Origin of the sequence: Psychrobacter sp. HII-4 (assembly GCF_904846595.1) — a bacterium.
In the GTDB taxonomy this organism is placed as follows: Bacteria; Pseudomonadota; Gammaproteobacteria; order Pseudomonadales; family Moraxellaceae; genus Psychrobacter; species Psychrobacter celer.
The window spans coordinates 33,585-55,139 of record NZ_CAJHBJ010000001.1; the positions used below are offsets into that span (position 1 = coordinate 33,585).

Here is a 21,555-nt window from a genome sequence, read left to right on the forward strand (position 1 = left end):
GACGCTACCTTGATTACCTAAAGCGTAGCTGAGATCGTAGGAGGGTTTTTTAGTGATTGTTTATTCAATTTAATAATTATTTATTCAATATAACAGCACGACTGACAAAAGTGATTTAACGTGATATGACCATTCAAAACGATACCGCCTTACCCCGCAACCCTGAGCACACACCGGCGACTAGCGCAGATAGCACTGCAGGTTCGTCAGATGAGCAAGCAGCACTGAGCCTAAAAGACCGGTTTCGTAAATTTTTGCCTGTCGTCGTCGATGTAGAGACAGCAGGGTTTAACGCGCAAACAGATGCGCTACTAGAGATTGCCTGCATCCCTATCTTGCTTAATGAGCAGGGCGTGTTTTATCCAGGAGATGCGCTCAACGCCCATATCGAACCCTTTGAAGGAGCAAACCTAGAGCCAAGTGCGCTGGCATTTACCGGCATAGATCCCAAAAACCCTATGCGCAAAGCCATCGCCGAAGACGAAAAGACTGCCTTGCGGCGTATCTTTAAAGGTTTAAAAGAGGTCAGACGCGCAGAGGACTGTCGTCAGTGCGTGCTCATCGGCCACAATGCCCATTTTGATTTGGCGTTTTTAAATGCCGCAGTGCTACGTACCAATAGCAAAAACCACAATCCTTTTCATAACTTTTCGGTATTTGACACCGTCACTTTGTCGGCCCTTGCTTTTGGTCAGACGGTACTGGCACGAGCCTGTAAAGCGGCAGGGTTAGAGTTTGATGGTAAAGACGCGCACTCAGCGCTATACGATACGCAAAAAACTGCCGAGCTTTTTTGTCATATCTTAAACAGCTACCCCATGCTCGCAAATGCCATGGCTACTGAGCCTACCGAAACTGACACCGCTACGCAAACTGACAAATAAGCCTTTAATCACATATCCTATATTGTTATGCCCTCATAATAATGCTATTGGTAAGACTAGCTGACTTTACCCTCTTGGTGTTTTAATTGAGAAGGATATGAGAATAAAAACAGTACGCTGACGAGCCATACCAGCCTACTGCTTAGTATTCTTACCACCCTACAGATGGTCAAAGTCGCCCACACGTCCTTGCAGTATGTGAGTCATCACTGCAAGGCTTGATAGGAGGGACTCTACTATGGATCCACAGCTCAAGTTATGGGGCACCATCCTCGGTTATATGCTACTAGCCCTGACCATCAGCGCTTGCACCTCTCTATGGATTCGGCATCATTTAAAGCGCAAAGACCTGCATCCGCGCCGTGCTATCAAAAAAAGATATTTAATTTTAAAAAGACGAAGAAAAAGGCTTGACAGAAAACGCAGACGCCATTAAAATACGCACCACTTCAGCATAAATGGTGAAAGCAGCTGAGGTATTGTTACTAGTCCCCATCGTCTAGAGGCCTAGGACACCGCCCTTTCACGGCGGTAACGGGGGTTCGAATCCCCCTGGGGACGCCACTATAAGGCGTCGCTTATTAGCCCTTTTGCTTAGCATAACTTTTACTTAGCATCAGATAAGACTGATAAGCGTACCACCAAAAAAGCCCGACTCATAAGATATTATGAGTCGGGCTTTTTTTATGTTTGTTTGTTGACTCAATGACTTGGTATAGTTAAGCAAGCCACACCCTTTCCTTCTAACGAGCTACCCTTTTTCTAACTTTTAAGCTCTAGACTCAACGTACTCCCACCACCAAAATTAAACGCTATCTGTCTGATAGATAGCCACAAAAAAGCCAGCAATGAATGCTGGCTTTTTTGTGTTTGCAAGTTTAAAGTTAGCTACACACCGCTTATAGTCCGGTCAAATAAATAAGATATAGCGAAGCTGGAATAAAGGCTGGTATAAATCTTTGCCGTACCCGTCGGCGCAGGCTAACTTCCTACCAGATTTTATCTGATAGCATCAGCCACAACAATGCGACGACTATCATCGAGCCCAATACCGTTTGAATCAAAAAGAACGCTTGGTGTTGACCGACTACTTTACTTAAGGTTACCCCTAAGGTACTGTACTTGATCGGCTGGGCATCAGTATTGCCTATTCTGATTTGTTCTTCGTAGTAGTTTTGCAAGATATCCAAAAACCTGTGCCACTCATCCACACTCCAGCTATAGGGCTTAAACGGCATCAGCTTTTTCAACTCGGGGTCTCTTGTCATCCAGCGCTCAAGTGTGATAGAGCGCAGCGACCAGCTCGAAAAACGGCGCTCATCAATCGCTGAAAAATCCAAAATTTCCATGTCTTTGTGTCGCTCATCTGCCAACAAGCGATTTTTTAGATTGGTCAAAGCTTGCTCCGACCCCTCTACACATTGCAAAAAATATCCATTGCCATAGCAAAGGATACCAGTAATCTCATCCGTTTGGTTACGTTCAATCGCAATCTCTGAGATGTCATTAAGTGTACTGGGACTTGACAGACCAGTCGAAGTAATCCGGCTGATGTACACCAGCTGGAAAAGATCCGTCGTTACTGGATTTGTCGAATCATTGATTATTGACAATCCGCTTCTCCCTATATTTAGGTTAATGTAGTTAAAACAACCATACTAACGTTGAAAAAAATCTAGAGACAAGACAATTAGAAGCAATCAACTGGCTTGTTATATTATTGATTTTATAAGTGTTTATATCAATTGTATTAAGTTAGTTACATCATAGGCTAGTTTCGTCATTAAAGCAACCTATGTTTACCTTATAAGTTTGGTTATAGATAAATAATGATATATTAGTACGCCTTTATATCCACTAAAACAAATATAATAGAAGTATCGCTTTGTACTTTTTGCAGCGATAATATACGGTTGTATCAAAAAATCAAGGGGGTTAATAAAACTGATGGTTCTAGCGTCTACGTAAAAGCTACCAAGGTAAAAGCTATCAAGTTTGTAGACTCAAGATAGCAGAGAGCAAGGCGGCATCATCAGGATACGTCAATTTGATATTTTGGCGACTGCCAGCCACCAAGCGGATGGGTAAGCTCAGAGACTCAAAAGCACTGGCTTCATCCGTGATTGCTATCTGCTGTTCACTGACATGCTGTAGGACTTTTTGTAATTGGTCTAGTCGAAAGACTTGCGGCGTTTGTGCTTGCCATATATTGCTGCGATCAAGCGTTTGCGCAATATAAGTAGGCAGCCCCGCGTCTTGTGCATAGGAGTGCTTGAGGGTGTCAGCGACTGGCGTCGCTAAGATGGCGCCATACGGCTCATGCATCGCCGCCGTAATGACCTTATCAATATCACAACTGGGCACCGCTGGGCGCGCAGCATCATGGATCAAGACCAAATCTGTGTCTGCAGCACCTGACTGCCGAATGGCCTCCACGCCCGCCTGCACCGACTGCCAACGCTCAGCACCGCCAGTGGCGTACTGTACCGGCAAGGCAAAATTGAGCATTTGCGCGGTAGTATCGTCCGCAGCGATGACCAACCAGCACTGCTCGATAAAGGCACTACAAGCGAGCCGCTCCACGCTATGCTGCAGCAATGTCTGGCCTTGAAACAAGGTATACTGCTTGGCCATAGACGCACCAAAGCGACTGCCGCGACCAGCAGCAACGATCATGGCATGTATGCGAGGAGTGGTATTCATGAGCCAAGGCCTATCAAAGAAAAATCACGGGGAGCCATGAGGTGGCGCTAAAAAAGGGGAAAAGATAAAAAGAGAGAGATTGAAAAATGTCTGAATGTCATCGTGGTTATAATGACAAGACCAAGGTATCGCCAAACGACTGGGCTTAATGTGCCCGCCTTAATAACGACTGTGCGTCGTCGGCGCCGTGGATACCTGTACAAAGGTTTCATTAGGTTTGATAAGACCTAAGTCTAAACGAGCATGCTCTTCTACCGCCTCAAGACCGTTTTTTAAGTCATGAACATCCGTACGCAACAAGTTATTTGCTGATACTTGATTGTCATTTAAGCGCTGCTGCTCTTCGATCTGTGTCAGCAGTTTTTGATGCTCAAAATGGCCATTTTCACCCAGCCAGTACTGATATTGCAGACCTAAGAGTACTGCAACGGCTAAGGCAAGTAGCATAAATTGGCTAAAGTATTTCATAAAGGGTTTGCGCCAAACAAGACAGAGAGGATCAACACAGCTCAGTATGCTGAACGATACCGCAAAAGCAGCCTATCGTCCAGCATACACTTACTTATCGACTGTAACTATAAGAGCGTTTAGCCACGTAGGCCAATGAACTCTTCACGGCCACGGTAGCTGGCGCGTACTTGCTGCTCGATACGTAGCAATTGGTTGTACTTCGCTACGCGGTCTGAACGGCATAGTGAGCCTGTTTTGATTTGACCGGCTGCGGTACCGACTGCCAAGTCTGCAATGGTACTGTCTTCTGTCTCACCTGAGCGATGCGAGATAATCGTCGCATAGCCATTTTTCTTCGCCAGATAAATGGCGTCTAGGGTTTCTGACAGCGTGCCGATTTGGTTAAATTTAATCAAAATCGCATTGGCAATGTGCTTGTCGATACCTTCTTTCAAGATAGCAGGGTTGGTCACAAACAAATCATCACCAACCAACTGAACTTTATCACCGATTTGCTCAGTTAAGTACTTCCAGCCGTCCCAATCTGACTCATCCAAGCCATCTTCGATAGAGATGATCGGATATTGACGCGTTAGGCCTACAAGGTAGTCTGAGAAGCCTTGGCTATCAAAGGCCTTGTTGCCCTCACCTGCCAAGACATATTGTCCGTTTTTATAGAACTCACTGGCCGCACAGTCTAGCGCCAAATGAATCTCTTCACCGGCCTTATAGCCGACCTGCTCGATCGCTTGCATGATGACAGTAATGGCCTCTTCGTTGCTACGCAGGTTGGGCGCAAAGCCCCCTTCATCACCAACCGCAGTATTGAGACCTTGTGATTTTAGGACAGACTTTAGGCTATGGAAAATCTCTGTACCTGCGCGCAGGGCTTCTGAGAAGCTGGTAAAACCAACTGGCTCAATCATAAACTCTTGGATATCAACGGTGTTGTCGGCATGCTCGCCGCCGTTTAAGATATTCATCATCGGTACCGGCATGGTCAATGATGTCTGATTGCGCAAGTTGGCAATGTATTGATGCAGTGGCAAGCTTTGTGACTTAGCAGCGGCTTTTGCTGTGGCAAGAGAGACCGCGAGCATGGCATTTGCGCCAAGGTTGTCTTTGTTTTCTGTACCATCTAATGCAATCATCGCATCATCAATGGCTTGCTGCTCGGTGACGTCTTTGTCCATAAGCGCACTACGGATCTGGCTATTGACGTTGGCCACGGCTTTTTTGACACCTTTGCCCATGTAGCGATCTTTGTCGCCATCACGTAGCTCGAGGGCTTCACGTGAGCCAGTAGACGCGCCACTAGGTGCAGCAGCACGGCCGATAGTACCATCAGCCAAAATGACGTCAGCTTCGATGGTTGGGTTACCGCGTGAGTCTAAAATCTCACGAGCGCGAATGTCTTTAATTGCGGTGACGTTGGTGGTTTCTTCAGCGTACATAATGTCTGTTAATTCCTTTGGTCATGCCAAGTTTGTGGGATAAATAACGGCAACTAGAATACAAAAAAGATAAAATAAAATAAAATATCGTATAGCGCAGGTCCAAACCTATCTTGCCTACTTAGTATAATCGGCTAGGTTTGGACAAAACCAAGCGTTTATTTACGGCTTTCATGAGCGGCTATCGTACGTGGCATCATAGCATAAATTTCGCCAAACTTCCCTTCTCTTGCACCGACTGACGCTCATAAAGTCATACAAACGCTCGGTTATCCGCCTATCTGGCCTCACGGCGATATCGGCGAAGGTGACTGCCCTAGCAGACTTAGGCACTTGGCAAGCGCTTATCATCAGTTTGATGAGTAGATACAGTATTATCTAGCTCAACCTCAGTGCGAAAACGGGTCAAACGTAGCGCGTTCATCAAGACAGAGATGGAGCTCAGCGCCATTGCCGCCGCGGCAATCATCGGGTTTAAAAACCCAAACGCTGCCAGCGGTATGCCCAGCGTATTATAAAGAAACGCAAAAAATAAGTTTTGCTTGATATTGCGCAGTGTGGCGTTGGCGATTTTTTGTGCCGCATCGATATGCATCAGCGACTCGCCCATCAAGCGAGCGGAGGCGCTATGCTGCGCGACATCAGTACCCTCAAACATAGCAAAGCTGGCATCGGCAGTGGCCATCGCTGGCGCATCATTGACACCATCACCGACCATGGCCACTTTATGGCCAGCAGTTTGCAACAGCGCGATTTGACTGGCTTTATCTCGCGGGCTCATTTGGCCATATGCCTTGTCGATGCCCAGCTTGCCTGCCACGTGATCGACCACAGACTGCTTATCACCACTCATCAAGATGACATGGATGCCGCTCTCTTGTAATGCCGCTATCGCCTGCGGGGTATCTGCCTTTAGATCATCTGCCAAAGCAAACGCCCCGAGCGGTTCATCATTGATACTAAGCGCTACGGTACTGGCGATTTGCCATACTTTTGGCATAAATTTTGGCAAAGTTAGATTGGCAAATTCTGCTGTGCCGACTTTTACCAGACCCAAGCCTTCGATATTGGCTTGGATACCCGCGCCTTTGATGACGCTGATGTCAGTGACAGTCATCAGTGGCAAATGACGCTCGGCCGCAGCATTGATCAAGGCGGTCGCTAAGGGGTGACTGGCATGCGCCTCAACGCTTGCCGCAATTTGTAGCACATCATCGACAGCAATGGAGCTGTCCACCATGACATGGTCGACGATAGACGGCTTACCGACAGTCAATGTGCCGGTTTTATCAAGCACGACCGTGTCGATATTGCCTGCCGCCTCGAGGCTTTGCGCGTCTTTAAACCAAACGCCATGGCGCGCGGCCACGCCCATGCCCGCCATAATAGCCGCTGGCGTGGCCAGACCGAGCGCACAAGGACACGCGATGACCAATACCGACACCGCATGCATCAAGGCGGTATCCACCATGCCAGTCAGCCACCACGTTAGCCCAAAAGTAGCCAAAGCGATGGTCACCACCACTGGTACAAAAACAGCCGTTACTCTATCGGCAAGCCTTGCCAAGTCAGCCTTTGAGCCTTGGGCGTCGCTAAGGGCTTTGACCATATCGCCAAGCTGGGTATCGCTGCCTTTGGCACTGACGCGATACAGCAAACTGCCGTTTTCGACCAATGCCCCTGCCAGCAGCTCATCGCCTATTTGTTTTTTTAGGGGCACAGACTCGCCCGTCAGATGACTCTCCACGCACCAGCCGCCGCCATCTATGACCACCCCGTCGGTTGCCACACGGCTGCCTTGCTTGGCACGCAGAATGTCACCGACTTGCACCGCCTGCAATGCGACATTATGAAAGTCGCCGTTGGGCTGCTGCTGCTCTACTTCATCTGGCGTCAGTGATAACAATAAATCGATACTGTTTAGACTGTGCTTTTTGGTGCGCTCCTCCAAATACTTACCCGTTCGCACAAAGGCGATGACCATCACCCCGGCTTCAAAATACACAGCGGGGCCATGTCCGCCAGCATATCCACTTTGCAATAGGCTGCTTAACGTGCCATCGCCATGAGTCAACCACAGATAAGTAGAATACGCCCAAATAGTCACCGTACCGATGACCACCAGCACGTCCATATTGGCAAGGCCACCTTTGATAGACGCCCACGCACTTTTATAAAATGGCAATGCCAGCCCAAACTGGACAATGGTGGCTAGGACAAACTGAATCCAAACAGGCGGCATCCACGCCATACCAAACCCCGTTAGCATACCCGCCATACCAACCAAAAACGGCAACAGACAAATCCATAGCCCGATCAAGCGCCATGGATACTCGGTTGCCGTGTCTTTATCCGTCTGCGCAAACAAGCTGTCAGCGGCTTGCAGGTTGGCGACAAAGCCGGTTTTGTTGACCCACTCTGTGACTTGCTCAGGGGTGGTCTGCGCCGGATCATAATCGATATTGGCAGTCTCACCAGCGAAGTTCACACTTGCCTCATATACCGCTGGCTTTTTGCTAAGTACCTTCTCAATCCGCGAAGCACACGCCTGACACGTCATGCCATCGATCGCCAGCTGCAAGTGCGCACGCTCAGGCGCTATCGCAGTTTTGGACTCAATATCAGTCGCCACCTCATAAGACGGGTCAATACTGGTGCGGGTAGAATCTTTCATAAATAAAACTCGTGGTTGCGTTATAGCGCATTACATAGTCGGTTTACTCTAAAAGCGGTCAAGGCATCTATAAAGGCAACTGCCATCTCTTACATAACAGGCGCTTCGTTTTGGGTAGGCGGACTATAGCGTTTATAAATGTATAATAAAATCGGTGAAAAAATCTAAATATCAGACGTCAAAATCAGAAAAAAGCGTCTGCAGGCAAATATAATCAATTGAAAATAAAACTGTTATATAAGTTTAAACGCGCTACTGGTATAAATTTTACTTGCGTGCTGCGTTCCCAGAGGCTGCGCAAAATTACTCCCAGTCGCACTGTATTTATTTTATAGTGGCTCAACGATAACAATAAGAACACGCCCTAATCTAATGAGAGATAAATCCTACTCAAGCGTGGCTATTGCCTCATACCTAGTAAATGGCTACGACTATGCTCTATTCAAGCCCTGCAGTCAGCAACAGGCGCTGCCATCGCATCTCTCATGAAAAAAACCAGCCATGACAGCTGGTTTTGCGTTAAAGCGGTAAGACTTACGAGTTGGCAACGGTTGCATCAAAACCTGCCTCTTCGATCGCGGCCGCAATGGCTTCTGCGCTGGTTTTGCTATCATCAAATGTCACCGTTGCCAGCTTGTCAGCCAAATCGACAGTCATGGTATCTAAACCGTCGATATCACCTGTGGCTGTATGGACGCTTGCCACGCAGCCGCCACAAGTCATGCCATCGATATTGATAATACGAGTCTGGGTTGCCATGAGGGCCTCCTTATTGTTATATAACTAACCTAGTTTCAAGTAAATACAGTCATTTACTAAGGGCGTGTCCTAGCATAAGCCCTATCAGAGCCAACAACAAGGCGCTTTGGTATGACTTTATTAACTAAGGCCTTCATACTTTATATAGTCGAATCCAAATAAATCAGATACACGGCTGTCACGTCGTTTTTATATCGGATTGACGTTATCCAGCAGGCGATGCTCGACGCTCACTTTGCGACGTCAGTATCTTTTAATTATGATAACGTTTAATCATGATAGCGTGGATTTTGCGGCGCATCGATAGGATATGGCTGCGTCACATAATCGACCATGCTAATCGCCGCCGTTAGGGCCTGAATACTGGTATCGGTATCATCATAACGCACGGTTGCTATACTGCTTGCCGCATCCAGATCTATCGCGGTCACTCCTGTGATGTTTTTTAGCGCGGTCATCACACTGTCCAAGCCTTTGGCATCATCGATGTTTTCGATGCTGACTTGTGCTGTCTGAATCGCCATTATCCTATCCTCCTATCATGGGTTCCATTGACGGTATTAGTGAGTATCTAACACCTCAAAACCTTTGACCAAGTCATCAATCTGTTTAAGCTGACGCAAAAATGGCGCCAACTGGCTGGTTCTGAGCGCACAGGGGCCATCGCATTTTGCCACCTCTGGGTTTGGATGCGCCTCCAAAAACAGCCCCGCCAGTCCCGTTGCCATTCCTGCACGGGCAAGGGTGGTGATTTGCTCACGGCGACCGCCAGCACTGTCACTGCGCGCGCCTGGCTGCTGCAAACTGTGGGTCACATCAAAAAACACCGGTACGTTCATTTGTTTCATGGTATCAAACCCGAGCATATCCACGACCAAATTGTTATAACCAAAGGCACTGCCGCGCTCACAAAGTATGAGCTTATCATTGCCGCCTTCCAAGCATTTATTGATGATATGACGCATTTCATGCGGCGCTAAAAACTGCGCTTTTTTGATATTGATGATGGCATCTGTCTTTGCCATCGCATGCACCAAGTCAGTCTGACGCGACAAAAACGCAGGCAGCTGAATGATATCGGCAACCTCTGCGACCGGTGCGGCTTGATACGGCTCGTGTACATCGGTGATAATCGGTACTTGAAACTTTTCTTTGATTTGCCCCAGCCAGTCGATGCCTTTTTCTAGGCCTGGGCCTCGGTATGAATGCAAACTAGAGCGATTGGCTTTATCAAAGCTGGCTTTAAACACATAGCCGATGCCCAAACGCTGACAGATATCTATATACTGCTCAGCAATCTCAAATGCCAATTCCTTGGACTCTAAAACGTTCATGCCGCCAAACAACACAAACGGCTGATCATTACCGATCGTGATGCTGCTATGACTGGGGGTGGTGAGCGTGATATGCGATTGCGCTGTGGTTAGATTGTCCATACCGCTGTTATCCTCTTTATTATAGTGATGTCTCTGCCTGATATTGTAACCGATAACCCAATGAAAGAAAGTATCCTAGCGTAATTAGCCATGATCAAGCATTGTCATTGCCCGACCAGCTAGGCATAACCCCTGCATGTATAAAAGCAAAAAAGACCAATCCGAAGATCAGTCTTTTTATAGTAATGCTGTTATCGCATAGCACTTATGATTGATGCGAGCACAATTATTACCGGGTCACTCATAGCTTTTTTAATAGTAGCAACTCTCTCTACTAAGCAGCGGTTACTTCCTACTACGCTAACGACTACTTCGTTTCGCTGTATTTTTTTGCCGCTTTGACAAAGCTATTAAACAGCGGATGGCCACCACGAGGCGAGCTGGTAAACTCAGGATGGAACTGTACCGCGATAAACCATGGATGATCTGCAATTTCAACCGACTCAACCAAATGCTGCTTAGCCGAGTAGCCTGAGATGGTCATGCCCGCTTGCTCTAGTGGCTCGATGTAACGATTGTTCATCTCATAACGATGGCGATGACGCTCAGTGATATTGTTCGCGCCATAAATCTGAGCAAGCTTGCTACCAGAAACCAGCTCTGCTTGCTGCGCGCCTAGGCGCATGGTACCGCCGAGATCTGAATCATCGCTACGAATTTGTAACTCGCCGCGCTCATCTAACCACTCAGTGATCAGACCAATGATAGGCTCAGCTGTCTTACGATCAAACTCAGAAGAGTTGGCATCGATATGCAGCACATTACGGGCGTATTCAATCACCGCCAACTGCATACCCAGACAGATACCCAGATACGGCACTTTGTTTTCGCGGGCGTAAGTGATGGCTCTCATTTTACCAGTAGTACCGCGCTCACCAAAACCACCTGGTACCAAAATCGCATCGGCATCGTTTAGACGCGCATACAGCTCATCGTCCGTCTCTAATAGCTCAGCATCGATATAGTCAATTTTGACGTCGGCTTTATGAGTGATACCAGCGTGTAGCAAGGCTTCGTTGATAGACTTATAAGCATCTGGCAATTCAACATATTTACCTACCATTGCGACCGTCACCGTCGCTTCAGGGTTGAGCTGTGCTTCGAGCACTTTATCCCAATCGCTTAAATCCGCTTCTGGTACATCAAGACCAAAACGCTCACAGATTAAATCATCAAGATCTTGCTCATGCAGGGTGCGCGGAATCTGGTAAATACTTTGCGCATCTTCACACATGATAACCGCACGCTCTTCGACGTTGGTAAATAGTGCAATCTTACGGCGATTGTCTTGTGAGATATGGTGGTCAGAGCGGCAGATCAAGATATCTGGCTGCAGACCGATAGAACGTAGCTCTTTTACTGAATGCTGAGTAGGCTTAGTTTTGGTTTCACCCGCGCTGGCGATATAAGGCACCAGCGTTAAATGCATCAGCATGGCGCGATTGCGACCTAGCTCTACTTGCATTTGGCGTACCGCTTCCATAAAGGGAAGTGACTCGATATCACCGACCGTACCGCCAATTTCGATAATAGCGATGTCGTAGCCTTGGCCACTGGCAAGGATTTTACTTTTGATTTCATCAGTGATATGCGGAATCACCTGTACCGTACCGCCCAAATATTCACCGCGGCGCTCTTTATTCAAAACGTTTTGATAGATACGGCCACTGGTAAAGTTATTGCTCTTACTCATCTTTGAATGGCGTAAAAAGCGCTCATAGTAGCCTAAATCCAAATCGGTCTCTGCGCCATCTTCGGTGACAAACACCTCACCATGCTGAAATGGGCTCATCGTACCGGGATCGACGTTGATATACGGATCCATCTTGGTCATCGTGACTGTCACGCCACGCGCTTCTAAGACCGCAGCAAGAGAAGCGGCGGTGATACCTTTTCCTAGTGAGGACACTACCCCACCGGTCACAAATATAAACTTGGTCATAGTACTCATCAACAATTGGTAAAGAAGGATTTTACTAAAAATACGCCATAAAATATAGGGCAAAAATGCAAACTGTCTGAAAGTCTTATTTTCTACCTCAGCGGTAGACTTTTGTCACAAATAATACATACAACAAAAAAACCCACCCCGAAGGATGAGTTTTTTAGAGTCAAATTCTAATGCTTAGATTAGAATTTGTATTCTAGACCACCGCCGATACCAAAGCCATCATAATCTACTTTAGAAGTACCATCATCGTACTCTTCGTTTAGGTAAGCACCATAAACGTGACCAGTCGTTGCGGCGTTGATAGCATATTTGCCACCTACAACACCACGTAAAGCATCAGCATCTTTATCACCATCAACATTACTAACTACATCAGCTTGAGCATATGCAGTCCAAGGAGTAGCCGTTTTCATCTCGCCACTTAGAGTAAATGCATTTTCGTTATCATCACTGCCAGAATCAGTGTTTTGATATAGAGCGCCTAGCGTCACTACTGGGCTGATAGCATAGTTACCACTAACACGAATTGCTTTAAGCTCATCACCAGCAGCCTGAGTATAAGTAGCACCAACGTTCATTGGCCCCATTGAATATTTACCACCAAGAGCAAATACTTCAACATCACGACCATCTGCGTCAGGAGTTAACTCATCCATGCCATACATTGCCATAAATTGCATGTTGTTATAGCTAGGCGAGAAATAGGCAAAAGAGTTGTTAAGACGTGGAGCATCATAGCTAGCAAGTACGTTATCGCCACCTAATACGCCACCTTGGGTAACGTTAGCAAAGTTAACGTAGTCATCGATAGCGGTCAGACGACCAGCAAGCACTTTACCGTATTGGGCGTTTTGCAGACCAAGGTAGGTATCACGTGAATAGAACTGATCTTTATTGTTATCAACATCTACACCATACTCTAGTTGATAGAGTAGATCAGTGTTAGCAGTCAAAGCTTCAGAACCTTTTAAACCAATGCGAGAAGCATTAGAGTTTAATGAAGTACGCTCATCTGCATTAATTTCAGCACTACCACCAGAGCCAGAAACATCGACATCAGCTTCTACAAGGTCAAGAGTTAAGAAAGCTTTACCATAAACGGTAGGAGCGGCATTGGCTGCAGAAACAGATAGAGCAGCAACGGCTGTAGCTAAAAGTAGTTTTTTCATGGGGTATCTCCACTTTACAATTTTAGTAATGAGCGAGCTATTATTAGCCAGTGCCCAATATGGTATCGTCACAAATCCTCAAAGATATAATGTGTAACTGGCTACCGAGATTAGTCAGAAACAAGTGTGGCGAAGTTTTATTACAGTAAGATGAAAAAACCATGACTTACATAACCAGCATCAAAAAAAGTAACTGCCATGTAAACGTTGGTCTTTATCCTTCTGCTGCGTAACATCCGTTACCAAACTCATACTTCGAGTACAAGCATAACAACTTTGACATAATTTGCAACATATTTTTTTGTACTTTTAACGCGATATCTGGTGCACTCCATATCTTTTATAGTGCTCAGGCGTTGAAAAAAATGGCTATACAATGCGCTTAAATACCAATGGTTTATCGTAAGTTTTATGACAAACCATTCGATTATGCCCATTGTATTGTGTACAAAAACAAAGCGCTACTTATTCACTGATAAGTAGCGCTTATAAGCGAAACAGCATTATCGCTATCTACTATCGACACCGGGTCAATATAGCCATGTAGCGATATATACATGCATCGACACAGCTTTTATGCCGATTTATGGGATAGCGATGCACACTGGCTTAGACGTTGGCTTTTAGATCCAAGCGTGCTTGGTGCAATAGTGGCTCAGTATAGCCGCTTGGCTGCTCGCGTCCTTTAAAGACGAGGTCACAGGCCGCTTTAAAGGCATAAGACTGCTCAAAGTTGTTTGCCATAGGCTGATAGCTACTGTCGCCGGCATTTTGCTCATCGACGATCTTCGCCATACGCTTCATGGTATCCATGACTTGCTGCTCGCTGACCACACCGTGATGCAACCAGTTGGCGATATGCTGGCTTGAGATACGCAAAGTCGCACGGTCTTCCATCAGGCCCACATCGTTGATGTCAGGCACTTTTGAGCAGCCGACGCCTTGGTTTACCCAGCGTACCACGTACCCTAAGATACCCTGCGCGTTGTTGTCCAGCTCTTGCTGCTTCTCTTCCTCTGTCCAGTTGGTGTCTTTGGCCAATGGAATGGTCAAGATATCGTCTAGGCTAGCACGCTCGCGTGATTTTAGGCTGTCTTGTACCTCGGCGACATTGACTTGATGATAATGCATGCTATGCAAGGTGGCGCCTGTCGGTGATGGTACCCAAGCGGTACTGGCACCAGATTTTGGATGCGCTGCCTTAGTCTCTAGCATCTCTTTCATCTCATCAGGCTTGGCCCACATCCCTTTACCAATCTGCGCCACACCCTGCAGGCCAGTTTCTAGGCCGATATCGACGTTCCACTGCTCATAGGCGGGCTGCCATGCTTGCGACTTCATCTCGCCTTTTGGTACAAATGGGCCAGCATTCATACTGGTATGCATCTCGTCGCCTGTACGATCCAAGAAGCCGGTATTAATAAAGATAACGCGCTCTTTGGCTTGGCGGATGGCTTCTTTTAGGTTTACCGTCATGCGGCGCTCTTCATCCATGATACCTATCTTGAGCGTATGGCGCTCTAGACCGAGCAAATCCTCTACCGCATTAAACAAATCATTGGCCATTTTGACTTCATCAGGGCCATGCATTTTTGGCTTGACGATATACATCGAGCCTTTGCGTGAGTTTGATAGCGCGTTTTTGCCTTTTAGATCGTTTAGCGTCAACAGCGGTGTGATCAATCCATCCATCAAGCCTTCAAAGATTTGCTCTTGACCATTGCCCAAATCGACCAAAATCGCTGGGTTTTGCATCAAGTGACCAACGTTACGAATCAAAAGCAGTGAGCGACCGGGTAAGATCAGTGTGCCGCCCTCTGGTGTGGTGTACTCACGATCTGGGTTTTGCTTACGGGTGCGGGTTTTACCACCTTTTTCAAACGTCTCTTGCAAATCGCCATTCATCAAACCTAGCCAGTTGCGATACACTTCGACTTTTTCTTCGGCATCGACCGCAGCGATTGAGTCTTCGCAGTCTTGAATCGCGGTAATGGCGGACTCTAATAGTACGTCTTTGATGTTTGCTGGGTCATCTTTACCTACTGGATGACTGGCATCGATTTGAATCTCTGCGTGTAGGCCATTGTTTTTGAGCAAAATACCAGAGGGGCTATCTGCCTCGCCGACATAACCGACGAATTTTTCGGCGTCTTTTAGCTCAGTGCTACTATCGCCCAGCTTGACTTCCAGCTTGCCATCGACGACTTTAAAACCTGTGACATCTGTATAAGAGCCTGAGGCTAGCGCAAAATGCTCGTCCAAAAAGGCTTTGGCATAAGCGACAACGGCCGCGCCGCGCGTGGGATTATAGCTGCTGCCTGCTTCTTGACCATTTTCATCGCTGATGACATCGGTGCCATATAAAGCATCGTACAAGCTGCCCCAACGGGCGTTGGTGGCATTTAGCGCATAGCGCGCGTTGCGTACGGGGACGACTAGCTGTGGACCAGCAATATGAGCAATCTCGTCATCGACGTTTTGGGTGCTTACCGTAAAGTCATCGCCTTCTGGTAACAAATAGCCAATTTCTTGCAAAAAAGCCTTGTAAGCTGGGAAGTCAATCTCACCTTCTTTGGTAGGATTGTCTAGATGCCATTGATCGATTTGCGCTTGAATGCTGTCACGAGTCGCAAGCAGCGCTTTGTTGCGCGGCGTGAACTCTTTGATGACTTTTTCAAAACCTGACCAATAACTGTCTGAGTCCACACCGACTTTTGGCAGCACTTCGTTTTCGATAAAGTCATACAACTGCTGGTCGATGGCAAGAATACCTTTTTGAATCCGATTGGCGTTAGAAGATTGGCTCATGCTGTTATCCTTATCTATCTGTGATGGGTGTACCTACGAAGTTGCTACCACTATAGCAGTAGTAGATGGCGTGCATTTCTCTAAAATGGCGCGTCCTTGATATGAGCGGGTGATCTGCGTGATGGCTGTGCCTTTTCGTCGATAGTGATATCTGCTTTATATCGCGCTGGCAGTTGTTATAATGTTTGCCATCTCGAACGGGCGCTCATCGCTCCTTGATCGCTCCTTTATTGAGTCATCAAACAAAATGCCGCCTAAACAAAATATCATCCTACTATCAAATAAAGAAATAAACAAGAAAACACCATTCACCAAGTAAATATTGGGGTTGTATAATAATGATACCCTACAGCCTATCAGCGCTAAGGCTGTTTATCCTCAAATCGTGGTAATCGTTTTCTTAAGCTTTTATATAGTCAGCTCTGTATAAAAACGATAGTTAATACTTAATAAGCTCAGGCGGCAAACCCAAACCTGTAAAACAACCTTTTATCTTATCTAATACTTTTTGACCATGACACAGACTATGAGTAAACCGACCATGCCAACCAATTCCCATGCTATAAATGACGACACTACAGTAGAACGCAGTACAGAAGAAGACAGTGTAGATATCTCGCAGCTGCGCACACCGAACAAAGTAGACTTATCTGCGGTTTATGGTTTTTTGGGCGCACGTACCACGCCAGATTGGGTAGCCGCCGCTATCGCTGACCTACCTTTGATCATTCAAGATCATGCCAACTGCGAAAAAAAAGCCGCTGGCACCGCGATGAACCTACTGTTTCGCTATGAGTTTTCTTATGATTTGCAGCGTAAATTGGCACAGCTGATACGTGAGGAGATGCTGCACTATGAGCAAGTGCTGGGTATCATGAATGAGCGCGGTCAAGAATGGCGGTACTTAAGTGCGGGGCGCTATGCCAAAGGCATGCTCAAGCATAAGCGCACTTATGAGCCTGCGGCAATGATTGACGTGCTGATCATCGGCGCGTTTATCGAAGCGCGCTCCTGTGAGCGCTTTGCAGCATTGGCTGAGGTGATTGATGATGAGCGATTGGCAAAATACTATCGCTATTTGCTCAAATCAGAGAGTCGTCATTTTGAGGATTATTTGGCATTGGCACAGTCACTATCGATAGAGGCTATCGATGAGCGAGTGGCGTTTTTTAGAGAAGTAGAAGCAGAGCTTATCATCAGCCCTGATGCCGAGCTACGGTTCCATAGTGGCTCGCCCGCTTAACTATTTATCATCTTCCATCAGCGGGCTATCATACTGCTTATGGTCTTTGGCGACGTGATGCGGGTCGTGATCATCTGTGACACGCTCTGCAGCCGCAGGATTGACTTTTTGCAGCGCATCATCAGGCACGATACCGTCATTATCGTCAGCATCTTTTAGTTCATGCTGCTGGTGTCTTGGCGATCGCGCTGTCTCTGCTGGTTTTAATGAGTGATCATTGGGATTATTCATAGCATTTCCTTATGATAGAAAGATGAAAGTAAATCAAGTGAATGAAGGATGTGCCCTAGATCATAAAAAAACTATCTGTCTTTTTTATGATCTTTTTCGTCAGGATTTAGCACCCGTGTCTGGGCATTATCGACAGTGGCATAGCGATTTTTATCGTTAATCTTATGGCTATCAGGTGCTTCGCTACCGACGGTCCTTTCATTGACGTTATCATCAAACGCAGTACCTTCTTGATCGCGTCGATCTGGCTGGCGCGCAGGGTTATCACCATCATTGACATGCTCTGTCTCTACGATGCCCTCTTCAAAGGTATCTGTGCCTTTATTCTCTGTCGTGTTCTCTTCAGTCTCATGATTTTCGATATCATGTTTTTTGCCATTATTGCTCATATCGTGGCGACCAAGCGCATCTTTATGATCTTTATGATTATCTATGGGCGTTTTGGTTAATGCTGGATCTTTGGTTTGCATCATCTTATCCTTGTCTTTTTTATCGTTATTTTTTTCATTAATACTTGATATTCGTAGTACTTCATGTTCGTAGTACTTCTTTTACATGGCTACGAAATAACGTGCTCAACCCTCGACCTTACGTCTTACAATAGCTTATATGGGTCCAACCTACATTGACAACGAATTATTCGTTGCCTTTTTGGCTCAAATCATGAGCATTGAGATCAGCCACGTTTTTGCCGCCATCAGGTAGGTTTTCTTCTTTGCGCGGGTCGACATAGACCTCGTCTGTCTCCTGTGAGGCTTGTTCTGGCCCATCTATGTTTGGCTGGTACTTTCGGCCTTCATAGCTGCCTTTTGGGTTGTCTGGCTGTTTGATGGCAGGGTCGTGGATCGGTACTGCTTCTTCATTATTTGGGCGTGTATTGTCTGACATGCTATATCCCTCACGTATGTATTGGCGTGGACGTGTCCTCAATTCAATCGATAGTCATCTAAATGGGCTAAAAATGGCCAAATCTAGCCAAACGCTGTCAAATAGCTAACTAATATCTCGATATTACCTGCGCTATCTTCCTTGTTTGACGGCGACTTATTTCATTTTTATCACCATTTTTAAAATGAGGACACGTCCTAATAAGTGGAGTAACTATTTATCCTATTATTTGTTATCCTTTTATTTGTTATCCTTTTATTTATCGGTACGTAAATCCTCTTCGATAAAGGCGGTTTGCTCTTCTTCGCTTAGCTGTTCAGGCGCATCGACTCTCTTGTCTTCTTTGAGGTTTTGCTGAATCTTTTGACTGTCTGCCTGTTCGGCTGCTTTTTTGATGTCTGATTTTGTATCAGAATTATCAGGCGTCGTATCGTGATTACTCATAGATGCTTCCTTTTTTCCTATGTTTTTATGATTGGCTTTTACGTTCTACGTTCTATGCTTTTATGATTGAGTGTATTTTTATTATAGAAACAAGGCTCGGCCAGACACCAGTGTGCTGCGGTATCAATGTGTGAATAAATGTGAGGTTACAAGACAGTTTGTAACTTCCTTCCAGCAGCATGTAAATAACAGTACCCAAATGCACCCACAAAAAAAACCAAACGCCAGTATAGCCAACGTTTGGTTTGAGTCAGTATTAGAGGGCTGTTAAGACGACGCCTCTACCCCGTTGATGAGCGTTAATAAATGCTCTTGGGCAGCATGTGGCGGCGTACCAGCAGTGGGCTGTAGTTGCTGCCAGACGCCGTCGCCATTGAGTGTCCACGCTTGGGTATTGTCTTGTAAGTAGTTAATCAAGCCATCTTGATATATCTGCTGAAACAGTTTTTTATCTTCAATCGGAAACGCCACTTCGACGCGGTGAAACAAGTTACGATCCATCCAGTCGGCACTACCACAATACAGACGCTCATCACCGTTATTATAAAAATAGTAAATGCGCGTGTGCTCTAAAAACCGGCCAATCACCGAGCGTACCGTGATGTTTTCCGACAAACCTTTGACCTGTGGACGCAAACAGCACATTGAGCGCAAAATCAGCTCGATTTTTACCCCTGCTTGAGAGGCGTCATAGAGCTTGGCGATCAGGCGACGCTCCGTCAGAGCATTGACCTTGACCATGATATGAGCACGTTTGCCTGCCTTTGCGTGAGCGATCTCATCATCGATAAAGCTCATCAACTTATCATGCAAGGTAAAGGGCGCATGCAGTAGTTTTTTGAGATTGGCAGGCTTGCCCATACCCGTTAGCTCCTGGAATATCTTGTGCACGTCTTCTGAGATATCAGGATCGGCGGTAAACAAGCCGTAGTCGGTATAGACCTTAGCATTGGCGGCATGGTAGTTACCTGTCCCTAGGTGTACATAGCGGCGAATGCGATCATCCTCGCGGCGTATGATTAGCATCAGTTTGGCATGGGTTTTGTAGCCGACGATGCCATACACCACCACCGCCCCTGCTTCTTGTAGATAATTGGCGACTGCGATGTTTGAGGCTTCATCAAAACGGGCGCGCAACTCGATGACGGCAGTGACTTCTTTGCCATTTCGAGCAGCAGCGGCCAGCGCTTTGACGATTTCTGAATTGGTGCCTGAGCGGTACAGCGTTTGCTTGATTGCCAAAACTTTTGGGTCATTGGCAGCTTGCCATAATAGGTTGACGACAGGCGAGAATGAATGAAAAGGGTGATGCACCAGTACATCGCTTTTGCGCATGGCAGCAAACATGCTACTGGTTTTGTCCAGCTTTTTTTCTTCGCGGCGAAACGCCTTGGGTATCGCTTGCGTAAAGGGCTGATAGCGCAGCGCTGGTATATTAAAATCGAACAATAAGCGCGTGAGGTTGACCGGCCCGTTGACACGGTACAGCTGATTGTCGTGCAGCTCAAACTCATTGAGCAGATAGTCGCTGATGGGCGTTGGGCAGTCGGTGGTGACCTCAAGGCGCACCTTATCACCGAAGCGGCGGTTTTCAAGCTCACCCTCTAACGCTTTGGCGATATCCTCGACATCGTCCGCTAGGTCTAAGTCCGCATTACGCGTCAGTCGAAACTGATGACAGCCGGTGACATTCATCCCCGGAAACAGCTCGCCAATATGCTCATGAATAATGGCCGATAGCATGACGTGATGCTCTTTGCCGCCAGTCAGCTCATCAGGTAAGCGTATGACGCGTGGGAGACTGCGCGGCGCGGGAACGATGGCGAGATTGATATCACGACCAAAGGCATCTTTGCCCTCTAGGGTAGCGATAAAGTTGAGGCTTTTATTGACCAAACGCGGAAACGGGTGGGCAGGATCAATACTAATCGGCGTCAGTACAGGCGAGACTTGTTCGGTAAAATAGCGCTTCATCCATGCCGACTGCTCGCTATTTAGCTCATCGCGTTTGAGATAACGGATGTCTTCTTTGGCCAGCGCAGGCAAGATGTCTTCATTGAGAATGCGATACTGCTCAGCGATGGCTTCATGCGCTACAGCAGAGATATCATTGAGCACTTCACTGGGCCGCATACCGTGCGCGCTGGTCGACACATCACCGATATTGAGTTTTTGCATAATACCAGCGACACGTATCTCAAAAAACTCATCGATATTTGATGAAAAAATAATCAAAAAAAACAAGCGCTCGAGTAGCGGATGGCGCGGACTGGCTGCCTGCGCTAACACACGCAGATGAAACTGCAACAAAGACAGGTCGCGATTGATATAACTGCTGGGTGAATAACTGCCATCTTCAAACCGCTGCCATGCGATGTGGACGAGATCATCGTCTTTTTTCCCATGCGCCCCATCGTTTATGCTCATCACGGCGGCGCTATTGTCAGTCTGATGCTGCTTA

18 protein-coding genes and 1 tRNA gene are annotated in these 21,555 nt (G+C 46.7%); 3 read left to right on the top strand and 16 right to left on the bottom strand.

What is annotated here, in order from left to right; genetic code table 11:
• Positions 1 to 125: 125 nt before the first annotated feature.
• Positions 126 to 884 (top strand): ribonuclease T, encoded by a 759-nt coding sequence (gene rnt, locus JMX98_RS00145; RefSeq protein ID WP_201583466.1) that lies wholly within the window; start codon positions 126 to 128, stop codon positions 882 to 884.
• Positions 885 to 1,372: 488 nt separating this feature from the next.
• A tRNA-Glu gene (locus JMX98_RS00150) sits at positions 1,373 to 1,448 on the top strand.
• Positions 1,449 to 1,873: 425 nt separating this feature from the next.
• On the opposite strand, the gene JMX98_RS00155 is transcribed toward JMX98_RS00150, so the two are convergent.
• The 11 genes from JMX98_RS00155 to JMX98_RS00205 all read right to left on the bottom strand — a co-directional run bounded on the left by JMX98_RS00155 (position 1,874) and on the right by JMX98_RS00205 (position 16,288).
• Complete coding sequence (locus tag JMX98_RS00155; protein ID WP_201583468.1) at positions 1,874 to 2,497, bottom strand: BLUF domain-containing protein; 624 nt, start codon at positions 2,495 to 2,497, stop codon at positions 1,874 to 1,876.
• 376 nt (positions 2,498 to 2,873) lie between these two features.
• On the bottom strand, positions 2,874 to 3,587 hold the full coding sequence (gene ispD / locus JMX98_RS00160) for a 2-C-methyl-D-erythritol 4-phosphate cytidylyltransferase (protein WP_201583470.1): 714 nt from the start codon (positions 3,585 to 3,587) through the stop codon (positions 2,874 to 2,876).
• 159 nt (positions 3,588 to 3,746) lie between these two features.
• Entirely contained in the window at positions 3,747 to 4,055 is a 309-nt protein-coding gene (locus JMX98_RS00165) for an FtsB family cell division protein (protein ID WP_100749800.1), read from the bottom strand.
• Between the two features lie 119 nt (positions 4,056 to 4,174).
• Positions 4,175 to 5,491 (bottom strand): phosphopyruvate hydratase, encoded by a 1,317-nt coding sequence (gene eno / locus JMX98_RS00170; RefSeq protein ID WP_192995604.1) that lies wholly within the window; start codon positions 5,489 to 5,491, stop codon positions 4,175 to 4,177.
• A gap of 325 nt (positions 5,492 to 5,816) precedes the next feature.
• The gene (locus JMX98_RS00175) at positions 5,817 to 8,165 is read right to left on the bottom strand and encodes a heavy metal translocating P-type ATPase (protein ID WP_201583472.1); all 2,349 of its coding nucleotides are present in this window, start codon (positions 8,163 to 8,165) and stop codon (positions 5,817 to 5,819) included.
• Between the two features lie 534 nt (positions 8,166 to 8,699).
• The gene (locus JMX98_RS00180) at positions 8,700 to 8,924 is read right to left on the bottom strand and encodes a heavy-metal-associated domain-containing protein (RefSeq protein ID WP_100749802.1); all 225 of its coding nucleotides are present in this window, start codon (positions 8,922 to 8,924) and stop codon (positions 8,700 to 8,702) included.
• Between the two features lie 269 nt (positions 8,925 to 9,193).
• Entirely contained in the window at positions 9,194 to 9,448 is a 255-nt protein-coding gene (locus tag JMX98_RS00185) for a heavy-metal-associated domain-containing protein (RefSeq protein WP_201583474.1), read from the bottom strand.
• Positions 9,449 to 9,484: 36 nt separating this feature from the next.
• Positions 9,485 to 10,360, bottom strand: a complete 876-nt coding sequence (gene kdsA, locus JMX98_RS00190) for a 3-deoxy-8-phosphooctulonate synthase (protein WP_201583477.1) — start codon at positions 10,358 to 10,360, stop codon at positions 9,485 to 9,487.
• Between the two features lie 307 nt (positions 10,361 to 10,667).
• Complete coding sequence (locus tag JMX98_RS00195; protein WP_201583487.1) at positions 10,668 to 12,302, bottom strand: CTP synthase; 1,635 nt, start codon at positions 12,300 to 12,302, stop codon at positions 10,668 to 10,670.
• A gap of 188 nt (positions 12,303 to 12,490) precedes the next feature.
• Positions 12,491 to 13,480 carry a porin gene (locus JMX98_RS00200; RefSeq protein ID WP_201583488.1) on the bottom strand — a complete coding sequence of 330 codons (990 nt, stop codon included), beginning with the start codon at positions 13,478 to 13,480 and terminating at the stop codon, positions 12,491 to 12,493.
• A 609-nt stretch (positions 13,481 to 14,089) separates the two neighbouring features.
• Positions 14,090 to 16,288 carry a malate synthase G gene (locus JMX98_RS00205; protein WP_201583489.1) on the bottom strand — a complete coding sequence of 733 codons (2,199 nt, stop codon included), beginning with the start codon at positions 16,286 to 16,288 and terminating at the stop codon, positions 14,090 to 14,092.
• A gap of 526 nt (positions 16,289 to 16,814) precedes the next feature.
• On the opposite strand from JMX98_RS00205, the gene JMX98_RS00210 reads away from it, so the two are divergent.
• Complete coding sequence (locus JMX98_RS00210) at positions 16,815 to 17,531, top strand: tRNA-(ms[2]io[6]A)-hydroxylase (protein ID WP_201583491.1); 717 nt, start codon at positions 16,815 to 16,817, stop codon at positions 17,529 to 17,531.
• Here the strand turns inward: JMX98_RS00210 and JMX98_RS00215 are convergent, their stop codons facing one another.
• The 5 genes from JMX98_RS00215 to ppk1 all read right to left on the bottom strand — a co-directional run bounded on the left by JMX98_RS00215 (position 17,532) and on the right by ppk1 (position 21,521).
• Positions 17,532 to 17,762 (bottom strand): hypothetical protein, encoded by a 231-nt coding sequence (locus tag JMX98_RS00215; protein WP_201583492.1) that lies wholly within the window; start codon positions 17,760 to 17,762, stop codon positions 17,532 to 17,534.
• Positions 17,763 to 17,833: 71 nt separating this feature from the next.
• Positions 17,834 to 18,235: a hypothetical protein gene (locus tag JMX98_RS00220; protein WP_227679890.1), complete on the bottom strand. Its 402-nt coding sequence runs from the start codon at positions 18,233 to 18,235 to the stop codon at positions 17,834 to 17,836.
• 163 nt (positions 18,236 to 18,398) lie between these two features.
• Positions 18,399 to 18,650 (bottom strand): hypothetical protein, encoded by a 252-nt coding sequence (locus tag JMX98_RS00225; RefSeq protein ID WP_100749811.1) that lies wholly within the window; start codon positions 18,648 to 18,650, stop codon positions 18,399 to 18,401.
• 255 nt (positions 18,651 to 18,905) lie between these two features.
• Complete coding sequence (locus JMX98_RS00230) at positions 18,906 to 19,094, bottom strand: hypothetical protein (protein WP_105243957.1); 189 nt, start codon at positions 19,092 to 19,094, stop codon at positions 18,906 to 18,908.
• A 267-nt stretch (positions 19,095 to 19,361) separates the two neighbouring features.
• Positions 19,362 to 21,521 (bottom strand): polyphosphate kinase 1, encoded by a 2,160-nt coding sequence (gene ppk1 / locus JMX98_RS00235; protein WP_227679942.1) that lies wholly within the window; start codon positions 21,519 to 21,521, stop codon positions 19,362 to 19,364.
• Positions 21,522 to 21,555: the final 34 nt, after the last annotated feature.